At 74.0% G+C, this 25070-nt stretch carries 27 protein-coding genes; 15 read left to right on the forward strand and 12 right to left on the reverse strand.

What is annotated here, in order from left to right:
- Positions 1 to 9 precede the first annotated feature (9 nt).
- Positions 10 to 1221: an anion permease gene (locus ACH4SL_RS27500; protein ID WP_398450208.1), complete on the reverse strand. Its 1212-nt coding sequence runs from the start codon at positions 1219 to 1221 to the stop codon at positions 10 to 12.
- Positions 1222 to 1443: 222 nt separating this feature from the next.
- Here ACH4SL_RS27500 and ACH4SL_RS27505 point away from each other — a divergent pair, with 222 nt between their 5' ends.
- The 6 genes from ACH4SL_RS27505 to ACH4SL_RS27530 all read left to right on the forward strand — a co-directional run bounded on the left by ACH4SL_RS27505 (position 1444) and on the right by ACH4SL_RS27530 (position 8455).
- Positions 1444 to 2085 (forward strand): class II aldolase/adducin family protein, encoded by a 642-nt coding sequence (locus tag ACH4SL_RS27505; RefSeq protein WP_398450210.1) that lies wholly within the window; start codon positions 1444 to 1446, stop codon positions 2083 to 2085.
- Between the two features lie 425 nt (positions 2086 to 2510).
- Positions 2511 to 3629, forward strand: coding sequence for an alpha/beta hydrolase (locus ACH4SL_RS27510; RefSeq protein ID WP_398450212.1), 1119 nt, complete (start codon positions 2511 to 2513; stop codon positions 3627 to 3629).
- A gap of 64 nt (positions 3630 to 3693) precedes the next feature.
- Positions 3694 to 5064, forward strand: coding sequence for a hypothetical protein (locus tag ACH4SL_RS27515; RefSeq protein ID WP_398450214.1), 1371 nt, complete (start codon positions 3694 to 3696; stop codon positions 5062 to 5064).
- Positions 5065 to 5332: 268 nt separating this feature from the next.
- Complete coding sequence (gene abc-f / locus ACH4SL_RS27520) at positions 5333 to 6931, forward strand: ribosomal protection-like ABC-F family protein (RefSeq protein ID WP_398450216.1); 1599 nt, start codon at positions 5333 to 5335, stop codon at positions 6929 to 6931.
- A 413-nt stretch (positions 6932 to 7344) separates the two neighbouring features.
- On the forward strand, positions 7345 to 7566 hold the full coding sequence (locus ACH4SL_RS27525) for a helix-turn-helix domain-containing protein (RefSeq protein WP_031522969.1): 222 nt from the start codon (positions 7345 to 7347) through the stop codon (positions 7564 to 7566).
- Between the two features lie 91 nt (positions 7567 to 7657).
- A complete protein-coding gene (locus tag ACH4SL_RS27530; protein WP_398450218.1) occupies positions 7658 to 8455 on the forward strand; it encodes an enoyl-CoA hydratase/isomerase family protein in 798 nt (265 codons plus the stop codon).
- Between the two features lie 31 nt (positions 8456 to 8486).
- On the opposite strand, the gene ACH4SL_RS27535 is transcribed toward ACH4SL_RS27530, so the two are convergent.
- Positions 8487 to 9371, reverse strand: coding sequence for a nucleopolyhedrovirus P10 family protein (locus ACH4SL_RS27535; RefSeq protein WP_398450220.1), 885 nt, complete (start codon positions 9369 to 9371; stop codon positions 8487 to 8489).
- 137 nt (positions 9372 to 9508) lie between these two features.
- Between ACH4SL_RS27535 and ACH4SL_RS27540 the strand changes: the two genes are divergently transcribed.
- From ACH4SL_RS27540 to amaP, 5 genes are read left to right on the forward strand one after another with little or no spacing between them, the layout of a single operon-like run.
- Positions 9509 to 10018 (forward strand): Asp23/Gls24 family envelope stress response protein, encoded by a 510-nt coding sequence (locus ACH4SL_RS27540; protein ID WP_398450222.1) that lies wholly within the window; start codon positions 9509 to 9511, stop codon positions 10016 to 10018.
- A gap of 55 nt (positions 10019 to 10073) precedes the next feature.
- Positions 10074 to 10274 carry a hypothetical protein gene (locus ACH4SL_RS27545; RefSeq protein ID WP_031522979.1) on the forward strand — a complete coding sequence of 67 codons (201 nt, stop codon included), beginning with the start codon at positions 10074 to 10076 and terminating at the stop codon, positions 10272 to 10274.
- On the forward strand, positions 10274 to 10642 hold the full coding sequence (locus ACH4SL_RS27550) for an Asp23/Gls24 family envelope stress response protein (RefSeq protein ID WP_398450225.1): 369 nt from the start codon (positions 10274 to 10276) through the stop codon (positions 10640 to 10642). The genes ACH4SL_RS27545 and ACH4SL_RS27550 overlap by 1 nt, the downstream gene beginning before the upstream one ends.
- Positions 10639 to 11331, forward strand: coding sequence for a DUF6286 domain-containing protein (locus ACH4SL_RS27555; protein ID WP_398450227.1), 693 nt, complete (start codon positions 10639 to 10641; stop codon positions 11329 to 11331). The genes ACH4SL_RS27550 and ACH4SL_RS27555 overlap by 4 nt, the downstream gene beginning before the upstream one ends.
- A gap of 7 nt (positions 11332 to 11338) precedes the next feature.
- The gene (gene amaP / locus ACH4SL_RS27560) at positions 11339 to 11935 is read left to right on the forward strand and encodes an alkaline shock response membrane anchor protein AmaP (protein WP_398450229.1); all 597 of its coding nucleotides are present in this window, start codon (positions 11339 to 11341) and stop codon (positions 11933 to 11935) included.
- A gap of 15 nt (positions 11936 to 11950) precedes the next feature.
- Here amaP and ACH4SL_RS27565 read toward each other — a convergent pair whose 3' ends face one another.
- The 5 genes from ACH4SL_RS27565 to ACH4SL_RS27585 all read right to left on the reverse strand — a co-directional run bounded on the left by ACH4SL_RS27565 (position 11951) and on the right by ACH4SL_RS27585 (position 16848).
- Positions 11951 to 12712, reverse strand: coding sequence for an SDR family oxidoreductase (locus ACH4SL_RS27565; RefSeq protein ID WP_398450231.1), 762 nt, complete (start codon positions 12710 to 12712; stop codon positions 11951 to 11953).
- Position 12713: 1 nt separating this feature from the next.
- On the reverse strand, positions 12714 to 14507 hold the full coding sequence (locus tag ACH4SL_RS27570; protein WP_398450233.1) for a glycoside hydrolase family 15 protein: 1794 nt from the start codon (positions 14505 to 14507) through the stop codon (positions 12714 to 12716).
- A gap of 48 nt (positions 14508 to 14555) precedes the next feature.
- Positions 14556 to 15416 (reverse strand): SURF1 family protein, encoded by an 861-nt coding sequence (locus tag ACH4SL_RS27575; RefSeq protein WP_398450235.1) that lies wholly within the window; start codon positions 15414 to 15416, stop codon positions 14556 to 14558.
- Positions 15417 to 15499: 83 nt separating this feature from the next.
- Positions 15500 to 15751: a hypothetical protein gene (locus ACH4SL_RS27580; RefSeq protein WP_398450237.1), complete on the reverse strand. Its 252-nt coding sequence runs from the start codon at positions 15749 to 15751 to the stop codon at positions 15500 to 15502.
- 104 nt (positions 15752 to 15855) lie between these two features.
- Positions 15856 to 16848: a DEDDh family exonuclease gene (locus ACH4SL_RS27585; protein WP_398450239.1), complete on the reverse strand. Its 993-nt coding sequence runs from the start codon at positions 16846 to 16848 to the stop codon at positions 15856 to 15858.
- A 151-nt stretch (positions 16849 to 16999) separates the two neighbouring features.
- On the opposite strand from ACH4SL_RS27585, the gene ACH4SL_RS27590 reads away from it, so the two are divergent.
- The 3 genes from ACH4SL_RS27590 (at position 17000) to moaA (ending at position 19738) form a co-directional block, all read left to right on the forward strand.
- Positions 17000 to 17902 (forward strand): sterol desaturase family protein, encoded by a 903-nt coding sequence (locus tag ACH4SL_RS27590; RefSeq protein ID WP_398450241.1) that lies wholly within the window; start codon positions 17000 to 17002, stop codon positions 17900 to 17902.
- Entirely contained in the window at positions 17899 to 18627 is a 729-nt protein-coding gene (locus ACH4SL_RS27595) for a lysoplasmalogenase (protein ID WP_398450243.1), read from the forward strand. The genes ACH4SL_RS27590 and ACH4SL_RS27595 overlap by 4 nt, the downstream gene beginning before the upstream one ends.
- 121 nt (positions 18628 to 18748) lie before the next feature.
- Positions 18749 to 19738, forward strand: coding sequence for a GTP 3',8-cyclase MoaA (gene moaA, locus ACH4SL_RS27600; RefSeq protein ID WP_398450245.1), 990 nt, complete (start codon positions 18749 to 18751; stop codon positions 19736 to 19738).
- A gap of 67 nt (positions 19739 to 19805) precedes the next feature.
- Here moaA and ACH4SL_RS27605 read toward each other — a convergent pair whose 3' ends face one another.
- Entirely contained in the window at positions 19806 to 20078 is a 273-nt protein-coding gene (locus ACH4SL_RS27605; RefSeq protein WP_398450349.1) for a hypothetical protein, read from the reverse strand.
- 316 nt (positions 20079 to 20394) lie between these two features.
- Positions 20395 to 20745, reverse strand: coding sequence for a DUF3099 domain-containing protein (locus tag ACH4SL_RS27610; RefSeq protein WP_398450247.1), 351 nt, complete (start codon positions 20743 to 20745; stop codon positions 20395 to 20397).
- A 259-nt stretch (positions 20746 to 21004) separates the two neighbouring features.
- On the opposite strand from ACH4SL_RS27610, the gene ACH4SL_RS27615 reads away from it, so the two are divergent.
- Positions 21005 to 21295: a GlsB/YeaQ/YmgE family stress response membrane protein gene (locus ACH4SL_RS27615; RefSeq protein ID WP_398450249.1), complete on the forward strand. Its 291-nt coding sequence runs from the start codon at positions 21005 to 21007 to the stop codon at positions 21293 to 21295.
- Positions 21296 to 21389: 94 nt separating this feature from the next.
- Here ACH4SL_RS27615 and ACH4SL_RS27620 read toward each other — a convergent pair whose 3' ends face one another.
- The 3 genes from ACH4SL_RS27620 to ACH4SL_RS27630 are packed head-to-tail and all read right to left on the reverse strand — an operon-like array spanning position 21390 to position 24882.
- The gene (locus ACH4SL_RS27620; RefSeq protein ID WP_398450251.1) at positions 21390 to 21941 is read right to left on the reverse strand and encodes an RNA 2'-phosphotransferase; all 552 of its coding nucleotides are present in this window, start codon (positions 21939 to 21941) and stop codon (positions 21390 to 21392) included.
- 26 nt (positions 21942 to 21967) lie between these two features.
- Entirely contained in the window at positions 21968 to 23362 is a 1395-nt protein-coding gene (locus ACH4SL_RS27625; RefSeq protein ID WP_398450253.1) for a metallopeptidase TldD-related protein, read from the reverse strand.
- On the reverse strand, positions 23359 to 24882 hold the full coding sequence (locus tag ACH4SL_RS27630) for a TldD/PmbA family protein (protein ID WP_398450351.1): 1524 nt from the start codon (positions 24880 to 24882) through the stop codon (positions 23359 to 23361). The genes ACH4SL_RS27625 and ACH4SL_RS27630 overlap by 4 nt, the downstream gene beginning before the upstream one ends.
- Positions 24883 to 25070: the final 188 nt, after the last annotated feature.

Consider the following 25070-nt stretch of genomic DNA (forward strand, 5'->3'; position numbering starts at 1 on the left):
GGGACTCCTTCAGACCGTCGCGGTGGGGGCGGGGGTGCCGGCCGGCGGCGGGATCACGGCGGCGATGGCCGCGGTCACCGCGCCCTGCGGCTCGGGGACTCCCGCCGTGTCGTCGGCGACCTCGTCGTTGACGTTGGCGTGCGTGACGGGCCTGCGGCGCGCCGCGTGGCGGATCGCGGCGCACACCGCGAGCCCCAGCACGGCGACCGCGGCCACCCCCCAGTTGCCCTGGTCGGCCAGCAGCGCGGCGCCCGCGCCGACCAGCCCGGCCGCGGGCAGCGTCAGCGCCCACGCGGCGACCATCCGCCCCGCGGTGCTCCAGCGCACCACCGCGCCGCTGCGGCCCAGCCCCGCGCCCATCACCGAGCCGGAGCACACCTGCGTGGTGGACAGCGCGAAGCCCAGGTGGGACGAGGCCAGGATGGTGGCGGCGGCGCCGGTCTGCGCCGCGAAGCCCTGCTGCGGCTGGATGTCGGTGAGGCCCTTGCCCATCGTGCGGATGATCCGCCAGCCGCCGATGTACGTGCCCAGCGCGATCGCCGCGCCCGCCGAGACGATGACCCACAGCGGCGGGTCGGAGTGCGGGGCGACGACGCCGCCGGTGATCAGCGCGAGGGTGATCACGCCCATGGTCTTCTGCGCGTCGTTGGTGCCGTGCGCGAGCGAGACGAGCCCGGCCGAGGCGATCTGCCCGGCGCGGTAGCCCTTCGCGGTCGCCCGCGGGTCGGCCTTGCGGTCCAGCCGGTAGCTGAGCCGGGTCGCGACGAAGGCGGCGAGGCCCGCCACGAAGGGGGCGGCGAGCGCCGGGATCAGGACCTTCATGACGACGGCGTCGCCGTGGACGCCGTGCCGACCGACCGCGACCAGGGTCGCGCCGATCAGCCCGCCGAACAGCGCGTGCGAGGAGCTGGAGGGCAGCCCGGCCAGCCACGTCAGCATGTTCCAGACGATCGCGCCGACCAGCGCGGCGAAGATCATCTGCGGTCTGACGCCTGCGGACTCGTCGATGATGCCGCCGGAGATGGTCTTGGCGACCTCGACGGACAGGAAGGCCCCGACGAGGTTCAGCACGGCGGACATGGCCACCGCCGTCCTCGGCTTGAGGGCCCCGGTCGAGATGGTCGTGGCCATCGCGTTGGCGGTGTCGTGGAAACCGTTCGTGAAATCGAACGCGAGAGCGGTGGCGATGACGATTCCGATCAGGAGCGTCATGTGTTCCATGGACCCAGGCAATCGTTCGATCGGACAGTGGCGAGCCGACCGTACGGACCGTTCATGAACGGGAGGTGAACTGGTGGGGGACGCGTGGTGCCAACATGACAGGCCGATGAATGGAGCACCAAGAGTGACCGTCGGTACGGTATACAAACGGTGCTACAACCGCGGGGGCGCGGGGGGCGGTGATAATGCCCGTGCCGGGGCCCGGAAACGAAAGGATTCACCGTGCAGGATGCTGTCGCCGGGGCGTGGGAGGACGTCGTCGCCGCGGCCCGCCGCAGCGTCGCCGACGGGCTCGTCGTCGGCACCTCCGGCAACGTCTCCGCCCGGGTCGGCGACCTCGTCGTCGTGACGCCCACGGGCGTGCCGTACGAGCGGCTGCGCCCCGCGGACGCCGTCGCCGTCGACCTCGACGGGCGCCAGGTGCGCGGCGAGCTGCGCCCCACCAGCGAGCTGCCGCTCCACCTCGCCGTCTACCGCGCCACGGACGCGGGCGCGATCGTCCACACGCACGCGCCGCACGCCACCGCCGTGACCCTTCTCACCGACGAGCTGCCGCCCGTCCACTACATGGCCGCGGCGCTCGGCGGGCCCGTACGCGTCGCGCCCTACGCCCTCTACGGCACGGACGAGCTCGCGGCGGGGGCGGTCGCCGCGCTCCGGGGGCGCACGGCGTGCCTGCTCGCCAACCACGGCACCCTCGTCCACGCGGCGTCGCTGGCGCGGGCCTACGAGCACACCGCCCAGCTCGAATGGATGAGCCGCGTCTGGCTCCTCGCGACCTCCGCGGGCCGTCCGCGGACCTTGTCCCCGGACGACCTCAGCGCGGCGTCTGCGGCTCTCGCCGCGTACGGCCAGCCGCGCTGAGCTGCCCCTCGCGGTGGGTGCCGCGACCTTCTGCCGGTGGTGGGTTGCTCGCGCAGTTCCCCGCGCCCCTTCGCGCCCCGGGCTGCCCCCGGAGGTGCATTACGCGATCGTCCGCGCGTGGGGGCTTGTCGCGCAGTTCCCCGCGCCCCCAGGTGATTGCCACTTGGCGTGGCACGGTGCCTTTCCCCCGGTGGGGGCTGAGCGCGCAGTTCCCCGCGCCCCTAAAAACGCTCACCCTGCGCGGGAGAAGCTCGCGCATGCCACGCAGGCCGGCAAACCAGGGGCGCGGGGAACTGCGCGACCAGCCCACCACCGGCGGACGATCGCGACGGCCACCGCAAGTGGCAGCTCAAGGGCGAGGCCGGGTCACCCGGCGGAGGGCTTCCGGATGGCCGGAGGCGCATGCGCGCGCGACACTGGACGGGATGCGACTGAGAACCGCCGTGGCGACAGCCACGACCGTGCTGGGTGCCGGCACCGCCGCCCTCGTGGTGGCCGGCCGGTACGGCTCCCGCTTTGCCCTGCGGCCGCCCGCCGAGGGCCCCGCCCCGGAGGGCGCGGTGACCGTGCACGCGGTCACCGAGGACCGCGTCACCCTCACCCGCACCGCCGCCTCCGCGCGCCGCGGCGTGTACGGCCTCACCGCGGACACCGGCCTGCACGCCATCGCCGGCGACGTCGTGGACAGCACCGCCTACGCCGTGACCCGCAAGCTGCTCGCCGTCCCGCACGGCTCCCTCGACCAGGGCACCGCCGTCCGCCTCACCCCGCAGGTGCACCGCGGGGACCCGCGGACCGCGCTCGGGCTGGACTTCACCGAGGTCGAGGTCCCGGGCGAGCTGGGCCCGCTGCCCGCCTGGTATCTGCCGGGCGCCCGCAGCACCTGGGTGATCACCGTGCACGGCCTCGGCGCGACCCGCGAGCACGCGATGAACGTCCTGCCGACGCTGCACCACCACCGCTTCACCCAGCTCGTGCTGGGCTACCGCGGCGACCCGGACGCCCCGCGGCCCGCGGACGGCATCGGCCACCTCGGCCGTACCGAGTGGCGTGACCTGGACGCGGCGATGCGCTACGCGGTCGAGTACGGCGCCGAGCGCCTCGTGCTGTACGGCTGGTCGGTGGGCGCCACGATGGCCCTGCACGCCCAGCGGCTGTCGGCGGTACGGGCCCGGGTCGCCGGTCTCGTGCTGGACTCGCCGGTGCTGGACTGGCGGGCCACGGTGTCCGCGGCCGCGGAGTCGCACGGCCTGCCCGCCCCGCTGACCCAGCTCGCGGTGCGCGCGGCCGAGGGCCGCCGGGTGCAGCCGCTGCGCGAGGGCACGGCCCCGGCCGACCCCGCGCCGCCCACCGTCCCGACGCTGCTCTTCCACGGCCCCGACGACACCCTCGCGCCCTGGGACGCCTCCCGCGAACTCGCCGCCCGGCACCCGGAGTCGGTGCTGCTGCACACCGTCCGCGGCGCCCAGCACGGCGCGATGTGGAACGCCGACCCGGCCGGTTACGAGGAGACGCTGCGGCGCTTCCTCACCCCGCTCATGTGAGCGCGTCACCGCGGGAATCCCCGCCCGATTGGGAATCTGGGCCCGCTCGTACGAGACTGCTCAGGTGACGTCCCGTAGCCCGCGAGACACTCCGCTCCGCCTGGTTCCCCGGCGGCCGCTCACCGCGGCCCGCAGGACCGCGACAACGCGCAGGTCGCGGCCTGCCCGACCGCCCGAAGGCACCCCTCCGCTGCCGGATCTCGCCCGGCTCGCCCGGGCCGAACTCGGCGCCGCGGTACGGCTCGCGCGCTGGGCGGGCACCGGGCCGGGCACCGCGGGACCGACCGGCATACTCTCCGCCGAGGCGCTCGACCGCGCCGCCGCCGACCTGGACCTGACGCCCCGGCTGATCCGCACCGCGTGGGACCACGCCCGGCTCTCCGGCCTGATCGAACTGCACGGCGGCGCCGCGGTGCCCGGCTGGCGGCTGCGCGCCTGGGACAGCGACGACACGGCGGTGCTGCGCGGCTGGGTCGCGCTCTTCGACGCGTGGTCGCTCGCCCACCCCTTCCTGCCCGGCGAGAGCACCGGCCCCGATCCGGCGCTGGTCGCCGAAGTCATAGAGGCCGCGCCGCAGTTGCTGTCCTTCCTGCACCTGTCCAACGGGCCGGTCCCGATCGACACGCTGCTGGACCTGCTGCGGCAGCGCGTCGCCGAACTGCGCACCGAGCGGCACGAACCGCCCGCCGACGGCGCCGGCGACCCGCTGCCGACGCTGCTCGACTGGACGCTCGACGCCGTCGCCCGGGTGGGAGCGCTCCAGCCGCGCGACCCCGCGCGTCCCGACGAGGTCGCCCTCACCCCGCTGGGCAGCTGGGCGGTGTGGGTCAAGCTGGAGCAGATCTGCGTTGCCGCGCAGGGGCCCGCCGGGCACATGGAGCAGTCCGCCCCGACGATGCTGCGGGCCTGCTCCCGGCTCTCGCCCGGCCCCGCCCGCGCGGAATACCGCGCCTGGCTCGCCGCGCGTCCCGTCGCGCCCGCCGTCGCCGAACTGCTCGACACCGCCCGCGGCGACGACGCGCTGCTGCGCGGGCTCGCCTTCGAGGCGCTGCGGGTCGTCGGCGACCCCGCGGAGCCCGCGGTGCGGGCGGTCGTGGACGAGCCGGTGCTCCGCCCGTACGCGGTCCTCTGGCTCGCCGAACTCGACGGCGACGACCCCGACACCGCGACGGCCCTCCTCACCCGGGAGGAGGCGACGTGGCTGTGGGTGGACACGGCGGCCGCGGTCGCCGACCACGGCGAGGACCACCTGCTGGTGAGCCACCTCGACACCGCGGTCCAGGGCTCCGTCCGCGGCCTCCTCGAAGAGGTCCGCGACGTCGGCCACCCCCGCACCGTCCAGGTCCTCGTCGCCCTCGCCGCCGCCCACCCCGACCCCGCCCTGGCGAAGGCAATGCGCAAGGCCGCCTTCCAGGTCCACACAGGCACGCCCTGACCTGCCCCTTGCGGTGGGCGCCGCGATCTTCTCCCGGTGGTGGGCTGGTCGCTCCGTTCTCCCCCAGGCTCCGCCCGGGAGGTGCCCCCACGCGCCCCTAAAAACGCTCACCCTGCGCGTAGAGGGCAACCACCAGGGGCGCGGGGAACTGCGCGAGCAACCCCCCACGCACCGTAAGGTCGCGAAGCCCACCGCAAGGTGCACCCCGGGGCGCCCCCCGCCGCCGGGCGGCAAAAGGGAGAGGGGAGCGGGCCAGTAGACTGGCCTCGTGATCACCGCCACCGGCATCGAGCTGCGCGCCGGCGCCCGCATCCTCATCGAGTCCGCCTCCTTCCAGGTCGCCAAGGGCGATCGCATCGGTTTGGTCGGCCGCAACGGCGCCGGGAAGACGACCCTGACCAAGGTGCTGGCCGGCGAGGGCCAGCCGGCGGCGGGGAGCGTCGCGCGCTCCGGGGAGGTGGGCTACCTCCCCCAGGACCCCCGCACCGGCGACCTCGACGTCCTCGCCCGCGACCGCATCCTCGGCGCCCGCGACCTCGACGTCGTGCTGCGCAAGATGCGCGAGAACGAGGAGCGGATGGCGAACGGGAAGGGCGCCACCCGCGAGAACGCGATGAAGAAGTACGCCCGCCTGGAGACGGAGTTCCTCACCAAGGGCGGCTACGCCGCGGAGGCCGAGGCGGCGACCATCGCGGCGGCGCTGGGCCTGCCCGACCGCATCCTCGGGCAGCAGCTGCACACCCTGTCGGGCGGCCAGCGGCGCCGCGTGGAGCTGGCCCGCATCCTCTTCTCGGACGCCGACACCCTGCTGCTGGACGAGCCGACCAACCACCTCGACGCGGACTCGGTCAGCTGGCTGCGCGACTACCTCAAGACGTACCGCGGCGGATTCATCGTCATCTCGCACGACACGAACCTCATCGAGACCGTCGTGAACAAAGTCTTCTATCTCGACGCGAACCGCGCCGGGATCGATGTCTACAACATGGGCTGGAAGCTCTACCAGCAGCAGCGGGAAGCCGACGAGAGGCGCCGCAAGCGGGAACGCGCGAATGCGGAGAAGAAAGCCGCCGCGCTCAATTCCCAGGCCGACAAGATGCGCGCGAAGGCCACCAAAACCGTCGCGGCGCAGAACATGGCGCGGCGCGCGGACAAGCTGCTCTCCGGCCTGGAGGCGGTGCGCGTCTCGGACAAGGTGGCCAAGCTGCGCTTCCCGGACCCGGCGCCCTGCGGCAAGACGCCGCTGATGGCGAGCGGTCTGTCGAAGTCGTACGGCTCGCTGGAGATCTTCACCGACGTGGACCTCGCGATCGACCGCGGTTCGCGCGTGGTGATCCTGGGGCTGAACGGCGCGGGCAAGACCACGCTGCTGCGGCTGCTGGCGGGGGTGGAGACGCCCGACACGGGCGAGGTGACGCCCGGCCACGGCCTGAAGCTCGGCTATTACGCGCAGGAGCACGAGACGCTGGATCCGGACCGCACGGTGCTGGAGAACATGCGGTCGTCCGCCCCCGACACCGATCTGGTGGACATACGGAAGATCCTCGGCTCCTTCCTCTTCTCCGGCGACGACGTGGACAAGCCGGCCGGTGTGCTGTCCGGCGGCGAGAAGACCCGGCTCGCGCTGGCCTCGCTGGTCGTGTCGAGCGCCAACGTGCTGCTGCTCGACGAGCCGACGAACAACCTGGACCCCGCCAGCCGCGAGGAGATCCTGGGCGCGCTGCGCACCTTCACCGGCGCGGTCGTGCTGGTCACGCACGACGAGGGCGCCGTGCAGGCGCTGCAGCCGGAGCGGATCATCCTGCTGCCCGACGGCGTCGAGGACCTCTGGGGCCAGGACTACGCGGATCTCGTCGCGCTGGCCTGACAAGCCGCCCGACGAGTCGCTCGACAAGCCGCCCGACGAGCCGCCTGACAAGCGCCGCGCTCGCCGGATGATCATGCCCATTGGATCATTCGGCCCACCGCGCGTCCGTCATCTGTGTGAGTCCGGCTGGTACTCACGCGCACCCCGCGCCATGCGCGGGCGTCTCATGGCGATCAGTGGTGTGACATCGGCAAACACCTTACGGATGCCCGCTGACCTGCTGCTCTTGTGCGGGAAGCGTTCACGGCCGGGAATTCTGCGGCGAAAATCGCGCGCCGCGGAACGTTCTTCGGCGGCTATCGCGGGATTCACGCGGTGAATGTCCCGTGACAGACCTTGTCGAATGGGTGGCCAGGAGAGCGCTTAGGGGTGATCATGAGAGTCCATAGCGCACTTCCCTGGAGGAGGCACGGGTGGCCGAGACTCTGAAGAAGGGCAGCCGGGTGACCGGCGCCGCGCGCGAGAAGCTCGCGGCAGACCTGAAGAAGAAGTACGACTCCGGTGCGAGCATCAGGGCGCTGGCCGAGGAGACCGGCCGGTCCTACGGCTTTGTGCACCGGATGCTCAGCGAGTCCGGCGTGACCCTGCGCGGTCGCGGCGGAGCGACACGGGGCAAGAAGGCCGTCACCGCCTGACCCGCGGGCGCCTCCCGACCCTGCGCGACTGCGTGCCGAGCCGTTGGTTACTCTTCGGTAATCACGTACGCGGTCCGTTCGGAGGTCACTGATGCCCCAAGACACCATCCTGCTCGAACGCGACGGAATCCGGCTGGCGCTGGACGGCACCGGCACCGTCGCCACCATCACCCTGTGCAATCCGGCCAAGCGCAACGTGCAGTCGCCCGCCCTGTGGCAGGCGCTGACCGAAGCGGGACGGTTGCTGCCGGGGCAGGTACGGGTCGCGGTGCTGCGCGCCGAGGGGCCGTCCTTCTCCGCCGGACTCGACCGGCAGGCGTTCACGCCCGAGGGCTTCGACGGCGGGCCGTCGTTCCTCGATCTCGGGCGCGGCGACGCGGGCGAGCTGGACGCGACCATCGCCGGGTACCAGCAGGCCTTCACCTGGTGGCGGCGCACCGACCTGATCACGGTCGCCGCCGTCCAGGGCCATGCCATCGGGGCCGGATTCCAGCTCGCGCTGGCCTGTGACCTGCGGGTGTGCGCCGACGATGTGCAGTTCGCCATGCGCGAGACCAGCCTGGGCCTGGTGCCCGACCTCACCGGCACCAAGCCGCTCGCCGAGCTGGTCGGCTACGGCCGCGCGCTGGAGATCTGCGTCACCGGGCGCTTCGTGCACGCGGACGAGGCCGAGCGCACCGGGCTCGCCAACCTCGTGGTGCCCGCCGCCGAGCTGGACGCCGCCGTCGCCGACCTGGCCGCCGCGCTGCTCGCCCCGCCGCGCGACGCCGTCAACGAGACGAAGGCCCTGCTCCGTACCGCGCGGACCCACACGGAGGACGCGCAGTACGCGGCCGAGCGCGCCGCCCAGGGGCGGCGGCTGCGGGATCTGGCGGGCGCGGCGGAGTAGCCGGGCAGCGGATCGGGCGACCCGCCCCGGCTCACTGCGTGCCGGTCACCACGACCGCCGCGGAGACCGGGCCCGGGGCGCCGTCCGCCGCCGCGGCCTTGACGGCGGCGGCCACCGCCCGTGCCACCGCGTACGGGCGGTTCCCCGCCGCCACCGCCAGCTGCACCTGCACCCGGCGGCCGTCCGGCGTGTCGCGTACCCGCACGCCCGTGCCGAAACCGGCCAGCCGCCGGGACAGCCGCAGCACGCCGGGCACCGCGAGCGCGGCCGCCGCCACCCGGTCGGCGGGCCCGCCCGCGGCCCCGTCCGTGACCTCCGGCGGGCCCTCGCCCTCGACCACCACGCCCTCCAGCGCCGTCTCCAGCGCGGGCAGTTCCTCCAGCAGCCCGGTCACCGCGAGGTCGACCGAGCGCACCGGCACCCCGAGGCCCTCCCGGGCGGAGGCCCACAGCGCGGCCCGCAGCCGCTCCGCGGAGCGCGGCAGCGGCTCGTCCAGCGCGGCCGCGAAGTCCGCGGTGATCCGCAGCGGCCCGTACGGCAGCGCGCCCACCGGCGCGGCCCCTCCGGCCCTGCCCGCGACAGCCCCTGACGCACCCTCGCCCGTCGTCCCGTCCGAAGCCCCGCCCGCCGTCCCACCCGGCAGCTCGCCCGGCGCTCCACCTGGCACCTCGCCCGAAGCCCCGCCCGGCGCGCCCCCTGACCCGCCGTCCGCCGCGTCGTCCGCGTCGTCCGCGTCGTCCAGTTCCACCGCCAGCGCGCCCAGCCGTACGCCCGGCAGCGCGTCCGCCACCCGGCGCAGGGCGGCGACGGCGGCGTTCTCGGTGATCCAGGCGGAGTCCGCCGCCTCGCCCAGCGGCAGCAGGCGTCCCAGCGCGACCTGTTCCCGTACCGTCCTGGCCAGTCGGTCCATGGTCACCAGGTCTCATCCCCTTCCGGCGTGCTACCACTCGATCGGGGGTGTGGCGGTCCCCTCTGGGCGCATCCCCGGAGCGCTCCGGGGCATGCGCACATAGTGTGGTGCACGGAGCAGCCCAGACGAAGGGACGACTCGCGATGACGGACAGCGGGCAGTACAACCGGCCGGAGCCCGAGGGCTCGTCGGCCGCAGGCGACGGCGGGCGGACCCTCGACAAGGGGACGGCCGGCGGCGCGCCGCGCAAGGCGCTCGGCGACCCCGCGAGCCGGGGCCGCACCACCATCGCGGACGGCGTGGTGGAGAAGATCGCCGGGCTCGCCGCGCGGGACGTGGTGGGCGTGCACGCCATGGGCACCGGCCTGTCCCGGACGTTCGGCGCGGTGCGCGACCGCGTCCCGGGCAGCACACGCTCGGCGACCCGCGGCGTCAAGGCCGAGGTCGGCGAGGTGCAGACGGCGCTGGACCTCGACATCGTGGTCGAGTACGGCGTCTCCATCGTCGAGGTGGCCCGCGCGGTGCGGGAGAACGTCATCGCGGCGGTGGAGCGTATGACCGGCCTGGAAGTGGTCGAGGTCAACATCGCCGTGGGCGACGTCAAGCTGCCCGACGACGACGATGACGACGACCGTGAGCAGCGGGTCCAGTAGTGGCCACTGCCCGGCACCCGGCACCTGAAGCGGCAAGACGGACCTGGAGCGGACGATGAGCATGGCGGTGATCGGCCTCGCGGCCGGCATGGCACTGGGGTTCGCCGGGTATTTCGGCGGCTTCGGCGCCTTCCTCGTGGTGGCGCTGCTCGGCGCGGTCGGCTTCGTCGCGGGCAAGTTCTTCGACGGGGACCTCGAACCGGGGGACTTCTTCCGCACCAGGGACCGCGACCGCGACCGTGACCGGCGGCGCTGATGGCGTCGGCGGTTCCCGGACAGCTCCCCGCGGCCGACCGCGGGGCGCTGCGTATCGCGGACCGGGTGGTCGCCAAGATCGCCGCCCAGGCCGCCGGTGAGGTCCTCACCGGCGCGCCGGGCGCCGATCTGGTGCCGCGCGACGCACGCCCGCACGCCTCGGTGTCCGTACGCAAGGACACCGCCCGGCTCCGGCTGACCCTCGAACTCGGCTACCCGGCGAACATCGGCGCGGTCTGCGGCGCGGTCCGCCGCCATGTCACGGGGAAAGTCGAGTCCCTGACGGGTATGGATGTACCCGAGGTGGCCGTCGAGGTGGAGCGGCTGCACTCCACGGCGGCCGAGCGGGACGAGGGGAGGGTGGAGTGAGCGACGACAGCGGCAGTCACGAATACCGCCCGCAGGAACCGAACCAGTCCGACGAGGAGAACGCCCGGACCAGTATCGGCCGGCGGACCCTCGTCGAGCCCTACGCGGTGACGTCCGGGCTGCCCGGCGGGGGAGAGGGCCCCAAGGTCCGCCGCTTCTGGGCGGGCCGCCGCTTCCCCGCCGCGCTCACCGCCGCGTTGGGGCTGGGGCTGGCGGGGCTGTTCCTCTACGACATCGCGTCGGTGCGCGCCGACCGCCAGGCGATGCAGTGGCGCAAGACCCTCGCCGACCAGCTCGCCACCCGGCACCTCGACAACGTCTGGATCATCCTCGGCGCCGCGGTCTGCGCCGCCCTCGGGCTGTGGCTGCTGATCCTCGCCGCGACCCCCGGCGAGCGCGGCCTGCTGCCCATGGCGCGCAACGGGGCGGGCGGCGTACGCGCCGGGCTCGACCGGCGCGCCGCCGCACTCGTGCTGCGCGACCGGGCGATGGAGGTCTCCGGGGTGCGCTCGGCCCGCGTCGAGGTCGGCCGCCGCCGGATCAAGGCCCGCGCCTCCTCCCACTTCCGCGAACTGGAAGAGGTGCGCGACGATCTGACGGCCGCGCTCGGCGAGGCCGTACGGCAGTTGGGGCTGGCCCGGTCGCCGCATCTGCACATCCACCTCCACCGGGCCGAGAAGAAGGGGTGAGGGCGCCGTGCGGACGACCGTCAACCGGGTGCTGCTCGCCCTGATCGGGCTGATCCTGCTGGTGCTCGGCCTGTCGGTGCTCGTCGGCAGCCTCGACCTCCAGCGTCACTGGGGCTTCACGATGCCCGGCTGGTGGCCCTTCACCGGGCCCAAGGACGTGCTGCTCACCGACCGCAGCAGGACCCGCTACCGCTCCGACGGCTGGTGGTGGCCGGTCGTCTTCGCCGTGCTCGGCGTGCTCTTCCTCGCCGGCCTGTGGTGGCTGCTCGCGCAGTTCCGCACCCGGCGGCTGCGGCAGATCAGGATCGACAGCGGCGACGGCCAGGGCGCGCTGCTGCGCGGCCGCGCCCTGGAAACGGTGCTGCGCGCCGAGGCGGAGGACGCGGACGGCGTCGAGTGGGCGGGAGCGCGGCTCACCGGCCGCCGCGGCTCGCCCGAGGCCCGCCTCGTCCTCGGCCTCGAACCGCGCGCGACCCCCGAGGACGTCGTCGCCGGCCTCGACTCCCGTGTCCTCGACCGCGCCCGCACGTCCGCGGGCCTCGACGAACTCCCGGCCGAGGCGCGGCTGCGCCCGGTCCGCCACCGCGCCTCCCGGGTCACCTGACCCGGGACACCCGCCTCACAGCGAGTGCAGCGCCCCGCCGTCCACCGGGAGCATCAGGCCCGTCAGGTAGGAGGCCGCGGGGGAGAGCAGGAAGGCGGCGGCGCGGCCGAACTCCTCGGGGGTGCCGTAGCGGCGCAGCGGGATACGGGCGGCGTTCGCGGCGCGTGCGGCGTCGGGGTCGCCGCCGAGGGAGTCCAGTTCGCGCACCCGGTCGGTGTCGATGCGCGCGGGGAGCAGGCCGACGACCCGGACCCCGCGCGGGCCGACCTCCGCGGCGAGGGTCTTGGCGAAGCCGGCGAGCCCCGGGCGCAGCCCGTTGGAGATCGCGAGCCCCGCGATGGGCTCGCGGACGGAGCCGGAGAGCACGAACCCGATGACGCCGCCCTCGCCGAGGCAGGCCGCGGCGGAGCGGGCGAGCCGTACCGCCCCGAGGAAGACGGACTGGAAGGCGGCGAGCCACTGCTCGTCCGTCATGTCGGCCGCGGCTCCGGCGGGCGGCCCGCCGACGCTGATGAGCACCCCGTCGAGCGCCCCGAACCGGGTGCGGGCGGTGGCCAGCAGCGTCTCCGCGGTCGCCGGGTCCGCGTTGTCCGCGACGACGCCGAGCGCCCGCTCGGGCCCGCCCAGCTCCGCCGCGGCGGCGTCCACCGTCGCGGCGGTGCGCCCGGAGACGACGACCTTCGCACCCTCCGCGGCGAGTTCGCGGGCGGCGGCGAGACCGAGGCCGCGCCCGCCGCCCGTCACCACGTACACCCGGTCCTTGAGTCCGAGGTCCATCTCAGGGCGTCCTTCCGTCGAGTCCCGTGAGGGCGAGCGCGGTGTTGACCAGGCCGACATGGCTGAACGCCTGCGGGTAGTTGCCCAGCTGGCGCCCGGCGACCGGGTCCCATTCCTCGGCGAGCAGCCCGACGTCGTTGCGTACGGACAGCAGCCGTTCGAAGAGTGCGGTGGCCTCGTCCGTACGGCCGGTGGCGTGCAGCGCGTCGGCGAGCCAGAACGAGCAGGCGAGGAAGGCGCCCTCGCCGCCGGGCAGCCCGTCGACATTGCCGGCGCCGGGGGAGTAGCGGCGTACGAAGCCCTGGTGGTCCAGCTCGCGGCGGACCGCCTCGACCGTGCCGGCCACCCGCCGGTCGCTCGCCGGCAGGAAGCCGACCTGCGGGATCAGCAGCGTGGCCGCGTCCAGCTCGGCGGAGCCGTAGGACTGCGTGAAGGTGTTGCGCTCGGCGTCGTAGCCCTTCTCGCACACCTCGGCGTGCACCTGCATGCGCATGGAGCGCCAGCGGTCCGCGTCGCCGCGCAGCGTGGGGTGCGCCTCCAGGGTGCGCACCGCGCGGTCCGCCGCGACCCACGCCATGACCTTGGAGTGCACGAAGTGCCGGCGCGGGCCGCGCACCTCCCACAGCCCCTCGTCGGGCTCGCGCCACTTGCCCTCCAGGAATTCCATGAGGGCGCGCTGCAGATTCCAGGCGTGCGGCTCGTCGCGCAGGCCGCTGTTCCTGGCCAGGAAGAGGGAGTCCAGCACCTCGCCGTAGACGTCCAGCTGGAGCTGGCCGGCCGCGGCGTTGCCGACCCGCACCGGGGCGGAGCCCGCGTAGCCCTTGAGCCAGGGGATCTCGTACTCGGTCAGCCGCCGCTCGCCCGCGATGCCGTACATGATCTGCAGGTCGGCCGGATCGCCCGCGACCGCCCGCAGCAGCCAGTCGCGCCAGGCCTGCGCCTCGGTGAGGAAGCCGCCGGAGACCAGCGCGTTGAGGGTCAGGGCGGCGTCGCGCAGCCAGCAGTAGCGGTAGTCCCAGTTGCGCACCCCGCCGATCTCCTCGGGCAGCGAGGTGGTGGCGGCCGCGGCGATGCCGCCGCTGGGCGCGTAGGTGAGCGCCTTGAGGGTGATCATGGAGCGCAGCACGGCGTCCCGCCACGGTCCCTCATAGCAGCACTTGGCCGACCACTGCTCCCAGTCCTCGACGCTCTGGTCCAGCGCCTCGAAGGGGTCCGTCCGGCGCGGTTTCCCGGAGTGCGAGGAATGCCAGGTCAGGACGAAGGCGACCTTGTCGCCGGCCGCGACGGTGACGTCCGCGTACGTGCGCATGTCCTTGCCGTACATCGGCAGCGGCGGCTCGGTGCGCAGCCATACGGCGTCGGGCCCGGCGACGGCGACCCGCTGGTGGTTGGTGCGGCGCACCCACGGCACGACGCTGCCGTAGTCGAAGCGCAGCGTCAGCTCGCTGCGGACGGCGACCTCGCCGGACACGCCCTCGACGATGCGTACGAGGTCGGGCGCGTGGTCGCGCTGCGGCATGAAGTCGGTGACCTTGACCGTGCCGTCCGGGGTGTGCCAGACGGTGTCCAGGACGAGGGTGTCGCCGCGGTAGGAGCGCTCGCTGCACTCGTCGGAGGTGCCGTCCAGCGGGGCGATCCGCCAGCGGCCGTTGCCCTCGTCGCCGAGCAGTGCCGCGAAGCACGCGGCGGAGTCGAAGCGCGGCAGGCACAGCCAGTCGACCGATCCGTCCCGGCCGACCAGCGCGGCGGTCTGGAGATCGCCGATGAGTGCGTAGTCCTCGATACGTCCTGGCACGGCCCCGCCTCGTCGCTTCCGGTCCTGGTGTCGAGTGTGCTGGTGCGGCTAGCGCGCCGCTACCGGAACGCTGCCTTCCGGCTCCTGCGGCTCGGCCGGCTGCGCGCCCTGCTTCGCGCGCTCGGCGAGGATCTCCGCGCGCTGCCGGCGCAGCAGCACCACCCAGCCGACCGGCACCATCGCGGTGAACAGCCACCACTGGATCGCGTACGCCATGTGCGGGCCGATGCTCTGGTGGTCCGGCTCCGGGACGCGCCCGGGCTGCCCGGGGCCGGGCTTCGGCGAGGTGGACACCAGCTCCAGGTAGCCGCCGAGCACCTGCGCCTGCAGATGGCCGGCGTTCTTCACCTGCGAGCCGGCGATGAGCATGATCTGCCGGTCGGGCAGGCCCGTGCGGTTGCGGATGCCGGTGGCGGAGCTGGTCTCGTCCGGGCGCAGCCGCCCGACGACGGTGACCTCGCCGGACGGCGGCGGGGTGATCTTCGGGAATTTCACCGGATCGTCGCCGGGCGCGATCCAGCCGCGGTTGACCAGCACCGCGCGGCCGTCGTCCAGGATGAGCGGGGTGATGACGTGGTAGCCGACCTGCTCGCCGCCGCCGGAGGAGTCGTCGGAGCCGGAGTTGCCCGCGGTGCGGTGCCGGGCGACGACCTCGTGCGCGGTGTCGTAGTGGCCGCGCGCGGTGACCGTCTTGTAGAGGTCCTTGTGCGGTACCTGGAAACCGGGCGAGGTCACCGACTCCACCGGGACCGGCGCGGCCTTGAGGGCCGCGGCGATGAGGTGGTTGTTGGCCACCCGGTGCTCGTGCCGGTGCAGCTGCCAGAAGCCGAGTCTGACCATCACCGGCATCAGCACGAGGCCGACGAGGGTGAGGACGACCCATTGGCGGGACAGCAGGAAGCGGTACACCCCACGACGGTACAACCCGGCCGCGGAGCGCCCGCGGGGAGGGGTCCGCGGGCGTCCGCGCGTACCGGCCGGCAGCCGGGGCCTCAGGCCGGGGCGGGGGTCTCGACGTGGTCGACGATGCCGGTGGCGCCCTCCGCGGCGGCGCAGTGCGCGCAGCAGTAGAAGTGGCCGTCGGCCTCGACGCCGTGCCCGAGGATCTGCACCCGGCAGTGCTCGCAGATCGGCGCCAGCCGGTGGGCGGCGCACTCGAAGCAGTCGAAGACGTGCACCGCGCCCTGCGCGTGCACCTCGAAGGTCATCGCATAATCGTTTCCGCAGACTTCGCATCGTGCCATGGGGCACAGGCTGCGGTCCGCGGCCGTCCCGGGCAACGCGCGCGTGGGCGTGTTGCCCGCCTGCCACCCGGACGGCGGCCGGGTGGCCGCGTGGGCCGGTAGCGTCAGCCGTGCACGTCCCGCGCCGGGGTGACCGCCTTGAGCAGCTCGGTGAACTCCCGTTCGTCGATCACCGGAGTCCCGTACTCCCGGGCCCTGACCACCTTGCTCGCCGGCGAATCCGGGTCGTTGGTGACCAGCAGGCTGGTGAGCCGGCTCACCGACGACGCGACGTGCAGCCCCGCTTCCGTCGCCCGGTCCTCCAGCAGTTCGCGGTCCGTCCCGGTGTCGCCGGAGAAGGCCACCCGCATCCCCTGCACCAGCGCCCCGCCCGCCGCGAGCCGCCCCGGGTTCGGGTAGGGGCACACCGGGCGCTTGCGGGCCGGCCGCCAGCCGGAGCGCGGGCCCGACCCGTACAGCCGCCCGTAACGCGGCGCCGGCACCGGGGAGTCGACCCACTCGGTCAGCGGGCGGCACGCGTGCAGCGGCAGCGGCAGCCCGGCGGCGGCCGCCAGGTGCAGGCTCGGCCGGAAGGCCTCGGCGAGCACCCGGGCGTCGTCCAGGGCGTGGTGGGCGCGCTGCTGGACCACCCCGTAGTGCGCGGCCAGTGACTCCAGCTTGTGGTTGGCCAGCGGCAGCCGCAGCTCCTTGGACAGCACGATCGTGCACAGCCGCTGCTCGACCGGCGCCGCCGACCGGGCGCGGGCGTACTCGCGGGCCAGCATCGACCAGTCGAAGACCGCGTTGTGCGCCACCAGCACGCGGCCCGCGAGGCGTTCGGCCAGCTCGCCCGCGACGTCGGCGAAGAGCGGGGCGTCGGCGAGCGCGGCGGCCGTCAGCCCGTGGATCCACACCGGGCCCGGGTCGCGCTGCGGGTTGACCGGCGAATACCAGTGGTCCTCGACCTCCCCCCGGGCGTCGAGGCGGTAGACCGCGGCGGACACGATCCGGTCGTCCCGGCCGAGACCGGTGGTCTCGACGTCGACCACGGCGTAGCCCGCGGGGTAGTTCTCGGGCCAGGGCGCGGGCAAGGGCGGGGCGGTCGGGTTGTCCAGCATGGTGAGGAGGATACGGCGCCGCGCCGACAGTGGATCATCCCCGTCCGGCCGGCGGGACCGCGCGGCGCCCCCGCGGGTTGACGCGTACGCATCCGTACTAATCGGTAACAACCTCTGGTGCCCGCCCGGGACCTGCCTCTATGGTGCGCGCATGCCGCAACTGCCCGATGTCGTGCTGTGGTCGATACCCGCCTTCGTGCTGCTCACCGTCGTCGAGGTGATCAGCTACCGCATTCACCCCGACGAGGACGCGGCCGGCTACGCGGGCCGGGACACCGCCGCGAGCCTGTCGATGGGCCTGGGCAGCCTGCTCACCGACGCGTTGTGGAAGATCCCGATCGTCGCCGTCTACTCCGCCCTCTACGCCCTCACCCCGCTGCGGGTGCCGGTGCACTGGTGGACGGTGCTGCTGATGCTGCTCGCGCAGGACTTCTTCTACTACTGGTCGCACCGCGGGCACCACGTCATCCGGCTGCTGTGGGCCTGCCACGTCGTGCACCACTCCAGCCGCAACTTCAACCTCTCCACCGCGCTCCGGCAGCCCTGGACGAGCCTGACCTCCTGGCCGTTCTACCTGCCGCTCGTCGCGCTCGGCGTGCACCCCGCGGCGCTCGCCTTCTGCTCGTCGGTCAGCCTGGTCTACCAGTTCTGGATCCACACCGAGCGCATCGACAAGCTGGCCCGGCCGCTGGAACTCGTGCTCAACACGCCCTCGCACCACCGTGTCCACCACGCCTCGCAGGGCAGCTACCTCGACCGCAACTTCGGCGGGATCCTCATCGTCTGGGACCGCCTCTTCGGCTCCTTCACCGCCGAGACCGAGCGCCCCGTCTACGGCCTGACGAAGAACATCGCGACGTACAACCCGCTGCGCGTCGCCACCCACGAATACGCCGCCATCGCGCGCGACCTCGCGAAGGCGAGCAGCTGGCGCGACCGGCTCGGCCACCTTGTCAACGGCCCCGGCTGGGCCCCGGCCACCGCCCCCGCCCCTGCCCCCGCCCCGGCACCGGCCGAGCCCGCCGCCACCCGCGCCCCGGAGGCCGCGGCATGACGCAGGGCACGGCAGAGGGGACGGCACAGGGCACGACACCGCCCGACGCCGAGCGGGCGGCGCGCGTCATCGTGCTCTTCGCGATGCTCGCGGCGCTGCACATGACCGCCGTGACCGAGCACTTCGACGTCCTGCGGGTGGTGACCAAACCGCTGCTCATGCCCGTCCTCGCGTGGTGGGTGCACTGCCAACGGGGCCCGCGGCTGCTGGTCGCCGCGCTGCTGTGCGGCTGCGGCGGGGACGTGCTGCTGGACGTCGGCGGCACCGTGCCCTTCCTGCTCGGCATGGCCTCCTTCGCCGCCGGGCACATCTGCTACCTGCGGCTCTTCGTCCGGCTCGGCTCCTTCGACGGCCCCCGCACGGCGGTACGGCTGCGGTGCGCCGCGTACGGCGTGGTGTGGGCCGCGCTCGTCGTGGCCCTGTGGCCCGGACTGGACGCCGGGATGCGCGTCCCGGTCGCCCTCTACAGCGTGCTGCTGACCGCGATGGCGGCGGGCGCGTACGGCGCCGGGCCGCTCGCCCGCGCGGGCGGCCTGCTCTTCCTGCTGTCCGACAGCCTCATCGCCACCGACCTCGCGGACTGGCCGCTGCTGCCCGGCCACGGCGCCTGGGTCATGGCGACGTACCTGGCCGGGCAGGCGCTGCTGGCCCTCGGCGTGGTCGCCACCGTACGCGGCATCGTGCTCCGGCGGGACTCGGCCGCCGCGGCGCCCGCCCGCTTGTAGCGCCCGCCCGCTTGTAGCGCCAGCAAACGTGCCCTTCCGCCTGGTCAGAGCCTTGTCGGCGCCACCCCCTAGGCTGGAGGGGACGGCGGCGCGACCAGGCGCCCGGAGGGAGGCGGAGCCCGTGCTCATCGACACCTACGGACGCGTGGCCACCGACCTGCGTGTCTCGCTCACCGACCGGTGCAACCTGCGCTGCACGTACTGCATGCCGGAGGAGGGCCTGGCCTGGCTGGCCAAGCCGGACGTGCTCAGCGACGACGAGATCGTCCGGCTGGTGCGGATCGCGGTGACGGAGCTGGGCGTCACCGACGTCCGCTTCACCGGCGGCGAGCCGCTGGTGCGCCCCGGCGTCACCGGCATCGTCGAGCGGTGCGCCGAACTCGACCCGCGCCCGCGGCTGTCGCTCACCACCAACGGCATCGGCCTGGCCCGTACCGCCACCGCGCTGCGCGCCGCGGGCCTGGACCGGGTCAACGTCTCGCTCGACACCCTGCGCCCGGACGTCTTCCGCACCCTGACCCGCCGGGACCGGCACGCCGACGTCCTCGCCGGCCTCGCCGCCGCGGCCGCCGCGGGCCTGGCCCCGGTGAAGGTCAACGCGGTGCTGATGCGCGGCGTCAACGACACCGAGGCGCCCGACCTGCTGCGCTGGGCCCTCGACGAGGGCTACGAACTGCGCTTCATCGAGCAGATGCCGCTGGACGCGCAGCACGGCTGGCAGCGCGCGGGCATGGTGACCGCCGAGGAGATCCTGGCCGCGCTGCGCACCCGCTTCGACCTCGCCCCCGAGGGCGGTACGGCACGCGGGTCCGCGCCCGCCGAGCGCTGGGTGGTGGACGGCGGCCCCGGACGGGTCGGCGTGATCGCCTCCGTCACCCGTCCGTTCTGCCGTGCGTGCGACCGTACCCGGCTCACCGCCGACGGCCAGGTGCGCAACTGCCTGTTCGCCCGGGAGGAAACGGATCTGCGCGGGGCGCTGCGCGCGGGCGCCTCGGACGCGCGGCTCGCGGAGCTGTGGCGGGCGGCGATGTGGGGCAAGAAGGCGGGCTCGGGCCTGGACGACCCGGAGTTCCTGCAGCCCGACCGCCCGATGTCGGCGATCGGCGGCTGAGCGGGACGGCTCGGCCGGGTGGCTCAAGGCATCGGGGCGCAGCCCGTGCGGCTCAGGCCTGCGGGGCTCAGGCCTGCGCGGCCGGGCGACTCTCCCACTCGGCGAGCGTCACGACGTCCTTGAGGAAGCCGCGCATGCCGAGGAACTGCGTCAGGTGCTCGCGGTGCTCGTCGCACGCCAGCCAGGTCTTGCGCCGCTCCGGGGTGTGCAGCTTCGGGTTGTTCCACGCCAGCACCCACACGGCCGGCGCACGGCATCCCTTGGCCGAGCAGATCGGCGTCTCGTCGTTCACGCCACCCAGTAAACCCCACGTCCCGCGGCACCCGGCACGGGCCGACATGCGTGCGGACATGGCGACGCCGGGCAGCCACGGGGGGAGCCGCCCGGCGTCGGTCCGTCGCTCCGACGGGGGATGCGGAGCGCCTAGGCAGTATGTCATGCACTGACGCGCTCGTGGAGTGGAACGTCATCACCGATCTGAGCTTTTCTTGAGGTTTCGCTCACGTGTCCGGATGTGCCGCGCACCGGCCTGTGCGCCCGCCCGTGTACCGGTGCGCGGGAGGGCGTGCGGGACGTACGGGAGAGGCGCGGGAAAGGTGCGAAACCGGACACGCCGGTGAGGGAAGGTCAGTGCTCGCGCCGCGGAAACCGGCAGGTCACGCCTCGGGCACGGGCTCCGCGTCCCGCTCGGCCCCCAACTCCACCCGGCTCGCCTCCAGCACGGGCGTGCTCGGCGGCGGGATGTACGTGGTCGTCGGCGCCTTCGGGGTGTTCTCCCGCCCCGCGTTGGCGATGACCACCGCGACGTACGGCAGCAGCACGCCGAGCACCAGCATCGCCCAGGCGAGCGGCCGCTCGACGTTCCACAGGATGACCGTGAGCAGGACGGACAGGGTGCGGATCGTCATCGCGATCATGTAGCGACGCTGCCGCCCGCGTACGTCCTCGGTCAGCCCGGTCCGCGCCCCGGAGATCCGGAAAACCTCGGAACCGCCCTGCTTCCGCATCCACCCACCGCCCAGTCGAGGGGCCCGGTCCCGCTGCTCACGGCTGGCAGCGCGCCGCGCCGGCCCCGCACCACGGTACGCGCCGCCCGCCGCCCGCCACAGAGCGGGGCGCCATCCGGGCGTACGGTCCCGCCGCCTTCCCGGAGTTTGGCGCGATCCCGCCCCCCGGCGCCCGACATGCGCCGCATCCGCCCGCGGCGGAGACTGACGGCACGGTACGCGGGGACACCGCGCGCCCGGCGAACGAGGAGGCGGCGGCATGGGCTGGCTGTGGGCGATCATCGTCGGACTCGTGCTCGGCCTGATCGCCAAGGCGATCCTGCCGGGCCGGCAGGTGCTGCCGCTGTGGCTCACCGTGCTCTGCGGTATGGGCGGCAGCCTGCTCGGCAACGGCGTGGCCGGCTGGCTGGGCGTCCGCGACACCAAGGGCATCGACTGGACCCGGCACGTGCTCCAGCTCGTCGGCGCGATCGTGCTGGTCGCGGTCGGCGACGCGGTGTGGGCGGCGCACAAGGCGAACCAGCGGCGCCGCCGTACGATGACGCGCTGACCGGCGGACCCGCTGACCGGCCGACCCGCTGAGTGGGCCCGTCCCCGTACCTCCGACGGCGTACGCGCCCGGGCCCGTACGCGTACGCCGACCGTCAGGACGGCAGCAGCCGCAGCCGCTCCGGCGGCACCGGGCCGCTCAGCCACACCCCGTTGGCGCTGCGCCGGAAGACGTGCCCGGCGGCGGCCAGTCCCGCGGCGTCCACCGCGAGCACGGCGGGGCGGCCGTGCCGGGCACCCACCCGTACGGCGGTCTCCCGGTCGGCCGAGAGGTGGACGTCCTGCCGGGACATCGGCCGCAGCCCCTCGCGCAGCACGATCGGCAGCGTCGCGGTCGCCGTGCCGTGGAAGAGGACGTCCGGCGGCACCGCGGGGGCCAGGCCCAGGTCCACGGCGACCGAATGGCCCTGGCTCGCCCGGATCCGCCGGCCGTCCTCGGACAGCGCGTACCGCTTCTTGTTGTTGGTCTCGACCACGTGCTCCAGCTCGGCCCGGCTCAGCCGCCTGCCGTGCGCCGCGCAGGCGGCGAGCAGCACGTCGACGTCCACCCAGCCGCCCTCGTCGAGCGTCACCCCGATCAGCTCCGGCTCGTGCCGCAGCACCCGCGCCAGGAACTTCGACGCCTTGACCGTCCTTTTCTCGTCCATCTCCCCTTGTCCCCCCGGGGGGCCGCTCAGACCCCCTGGCTCACCGAACTCATGTTGAAGTCCGGGATCCGCAGCGCGGGCGCCGCGGCCCGGGTGAAGTAGTCGCTCCATTCGCGCGGCAGCGTCCGCTCGGTGCGGCCCGCCTGGGACGCGCGGCCCAGCAGGTCGACGGGCGACTCGTTGAAGCGGAAGTTGTTCACCACCCCGGACACCTCACCGCCCTCCACCAGATAGACGCCGTCCCTGGTCAGCCCGGTCAGCAGCAGCGTGGCCGGGTCGACCTCGCGGATGTACCACAGGCACGTCAGCAGCAGCCCGCGCTCCGTCCCGGCGACCATCTCGGCCAGCGACTGCTTGCCGCCGCCCTCCAGGACCAGGTTGTCCGCGGGCGCCGCCACCGGCAGCCCGGTCAGCTGCGCGCTGTGCCGGGTCGTCGGCAGATGCCGCAGCGTGCCCTCGTGCACCCAGTCGACCGGGGCGACGGGCAGCCCGTTGTCGAAGACCGACGCGTCGTCGCCCGAGGAGTGCGCCACCACGAAGGGCGCCGCCTCCAGGCCCGGCTCGCCCGGGTCGCTGCGCAGCGTCAGCGGCAGCGCCGACAGCCGCTCGCCGACCCGGGTGCCGCCGCCCGCCTTGCTGAAGACGGTGCGGCCCTCGGCGGCGTCCCGCGCGCCGGACGACCACAGCTGGTAGATCATCAGATCCGCGACCGCCGACGGCGGCAGCAGCGTCTCGTAGCGCCCGGCGGGCAGCTCGATCCGCCGCTCCGCCCACGCCAGGCGCTGCGCGAGCTCGGCGTCCATCGCCAGCGGGTCGACGTCGCGGAAGTCCCGCGTCGCACTGCCCGCCCACGCCGAGCGCGCGGCGTCCGGCGACTTCGCGTTGACCTCCAGGGTGCCGGTCGGCTGGTCGTGGCGCAGCCGCAGCCCGGTGGAGGTGCCCAGGTACGTCGACGTCATGGAGTGGTAGGCGAAGCCGTACAGCAGCCGCCCGCCCGCGCGCGCCGCCCCGAAGGCCTCGCCCAGCGCGGGCGCGAAGGCCGCGAAGACCTCCGAGCCGGTCTCGGCGGGCGGCGCGGTGAAGTCCGCCGCCTGCGGCACCCCGCTCACCAGCGGCTGCGCGTCCTCCGCGGGCCCTGCCTGGCGGGCGGCGGCCTCCGCGGCCCGTACCAGCCCCTCCAGGTCGTCCGCCGTCACCGCGGAGCGCGACACCACACCGGAGGCGGTGCCCTGCGCGCCGTCCACGGTCGCGATGACGGTCAGGGTGCGGCCCCGCGTCACGCCGTTGGTGGTGAGCGCGTTGCCCGCCCAGCGCAGGTTGGCGCTCGACTCCTCCTCGGCGATGACCACGCACCCGTCCGCCGCCGACAGGTCGAGCGCCCGCTCGACGATCTCGTGCGGCTTGCTCGCTCCGGAAGTCACCGGCCCGCCTCCTGCGTCGTGTTGAGGATGTTCACGCCCGTGAAGAGCGCCGACGGGCAGCCGTGGCTGACCGCGGCGACCTGCCCCGGCTGCGCCTTGCCGCAGTTGAAGGCGCCTCCGAGGACGTAGGTCTCGGGTCCGCCGACCCGCTCCATCGACCCCCAGAACTCGGTGGTCGTGGCCTGGTAGGCGAAGTCCTTGACCTGGCCGTCGAGGCGGCCGTTCCGGATCGCGTACGCCCGCTGACCGGTGAACTGGAAGTTGTAGCGCTGCATGTCGATCGACCACGAGCGGTCGCCGACCACGTAGATGCCGCGCTCGACGCCGCCGATCAGGTCCTCGGTCGAGGGGCCGTCGGGGGCCGGCTGGAGGGAGACGTTGGCCATCCGCTGGACGGGCACATGGCCGGGGGAGTCGGCGTAGGCGCAGCCGTTGGAGCGGTCGAAGCCGGTGAGCCTGGCGATGCGGCGGTCGAGCTGGTAGCCGACCAGGACGCCGTCCCTGACCAGGTCCCAGGACTGGCCGGCCACGCCCTCGTCGTCGTAGCCGATCGTGGCCAGGCCGTGCTCGGCGGTGCGGTCGCCGGTGACGTGCATGAGCGGCGAGCCGTACTTCAGCGAGCCGAGCTGGTCGAAGGTGGCGAAGGAGGTGCCGGCGTAGGCGGCCTCGTAGCCGAGCGCGCGGTCCAGTTCGGTGGCGTGGCCGATCGACTCGTGGATCGTCAGCCACAGGTTGGACGGGTCCACGACCAGGTCGTACGCGCCGGCCTCGACCGAGGGCGCCCGCATCTTCTCGGCCAGCAGCGCGGGGATCCCGGCCAGCTCGGCGTCCCAGTCCCACCCCTCGCCGGTCAGGTACTCCCAGCCCCGGCCGGCCGGCGGGGCGAGCGTGCGCATCGAGTCGAAGTCGCCGGTGTCCGGGTCGACGCTCACGGCGGTCAGCTGCGGGTGCACCCGCACCCGCTGCTGGGTGGTGGTGGTGCCGGCGGTGTCGGCGTAGAACTTGTTCTCGTGCACCGCGAGCAGCGACGCGTCCACATGGCTGACCCCGTCGGCGGCCAGCAGCCGGGCGCTCCAGTCGGCCAGCAGGGCGGTCTTGTCGGCGTCCGGCACCTCGAACGGGTCCGTCCGGTACGCCGACACCCAGGTGCGGTCGGCGTGCACCGGCTCGTCGGCCAGCTCCACGCGCTCGTCGGACCCGGCGGCGGCGATGACCTGCGCGCTGAGCTTGGCCATCGCCACGGCCTGGCTCGCGACCTTCGCCGCCGCGTCCATCGTCAGGTCCACGCCGGAGGCGAAGCCCCAGGCCCCGCCGTGCACGACGCGTACGGCGTAGCCGAGGTCGGTGCTGTCGGAGCTGCCCGCGGGGCGGGCGTCGCGCAGCCGCCAGTGCGCGCTGCGCACCCGCTCCAGGCGGAAGTCGGCATGCTCGGCGCCCAGCGCGCGGGCTCTGGCGAGTGCCGCGTCGGCCAGCGCGCGCAGCGGGAGCGCGAGGAATGCCGGATCGACGTCACGGTCCAACTGTTGGGGCACGGCGGACTTCCCTTCGCATCGGCCTGTCCGCAGTGAATCATGGCCCGTCGCCCACCGGCTCCGCCACAGCATTGCACCGGCCACGGGCGACCCCATTTGCGCGAGCTGTCCAGAAGGATGCGTGGATTGTGGGCGATATCGGAGAGGCAACGGTCTGTCAAGATGCAGGTTTGGTC

The sequence above is a fragment of the Streptomyces sp. NPDC021020 genome (assembly GCF_044333285.1).
Taxonomy (GTDB): Bacteria; Actinomycetota; Actinomycetes; order Streptomycetales; family Streptomycetaceae; genus Actinacidiphila.

What these genes read in the sequence shown, in the direction of transcription:
- ACH4SL_RS27500 (WP_398450208.1), bottom strand. Translation starts at nt 1,221, where the DNA reads ATGGAACACATGACGCTCCTGATCGGAATCGTCATCGCCACCGCTCTC.
- ACH4SL_RS27510 (WP_398450212.1), top strand. Translation starts at nt 2,511, where the DNA reads ATGCGACTGAGAACCGCCGTGGCGACAGCCACGACCGTGCTGGGTGCC.
- ACH4SL_RS27530 (WP_398450218.1), top strand. Translation starts at nt 7,658, where the DNA reads ATGCCCCAAGACACCATCCTGCTCGAACGCGACGGAATCCGGCTGGCG.
- ACH4SL_RS27540 (WP_398450222.1), top strand. Translation starts at nt 9,509, where the DNA reads ATGACGGACAGCGGGCAGTACAACCGGCCGGAGCCCGAGGGCTCGTCG.
- ACH4SL_RS27545 (WP_031522979.1), top strand. Translation starts at nt 10,074, where the DNA reads ATGAGCATGGCGGTGATCGGCCTCGCGGCCGGCATGGCACTGGGGTTC.
- ACH4SL_RS27550 (WP_398450225.1), top strand. Translation starts at nt 10,274, where the DNA reads ATGGCGTCGGCGGTTCCCGGACAGCTCCCCGCGGCCGACCGCGGGGCG.
- ACH4SL_RS27565 (WP_398450231.1), bottom strand. Translation starts at nt 12,712, where the DNA reads ATGGACCTCGGACTCAAGGACCGGGTGTACGTGGTGACGGGCGGCGGG.
- ACH4SL_RS27580 (WP_398450237.1), bottom strand. Translation starts at nt 15,751, where the DNA reads ATGGCACGATGCGAAGTCTGCGGAAACGATTATGCGATGACCTTCGAG.
- ACH4SL_RS27585 (WP_398450239.1), bottom strand. Translation starts at nt 16,848, where the DNA reads ATGCTGGACAACCCGACCGCCCCGCCCTTGCCCGCGCCCTGGCCCGAG.
- ACH4SL_RS27590 (WP_398450241.1), top strand. Translation starts at nt 17,000, where the DNA reads ATGCCGCAACTGCCCGATGTCGTGCTGTGGTCGATACCCGCCTTCGTG.
- ACH4SL_RS27595 (WP_398450243.1), top strand. Translation starts at nt 17,899, where the DNA reads ATGACGCAGGGCACGGCAGAGGGGACGGCACAGGGCACGACACCGCCC.
- ACH4SL_RS27605 (WP_398450349.1), bottom strand. Translation starts at nt 20,078, where the DNA reads ATGTCGGCCCGTGCCGGGTGCCGCGGGACGTGGGGTTTACTGGGTGGC.
- ACH4SL_RS27610 (WP_398450247.1), bottom strand. Translation starts at nt 20,745, where the DNA reads ATGCGGAAGCAGGGCGGTTCCGAGGTTTTCCGGATCTCCGGGGCGCGG.
- ACH4SL_RS27615 (WP_398450249.1), top strand. Translation starts at nt 21,005, where the DNA reads ATGGGCTGGCTGTGGGCGATCATCGTCGGACTCGTGCTCGGCCTGATC.
- ACH4SL_RS27620 (WP_398450251.1), bottom strand. Translation starts at nt 21,941, where the DNA reads ATGGACGAGAAAAGGACGGTCAAGGCGTCGAAGTTCCTGGCGCGGGTG.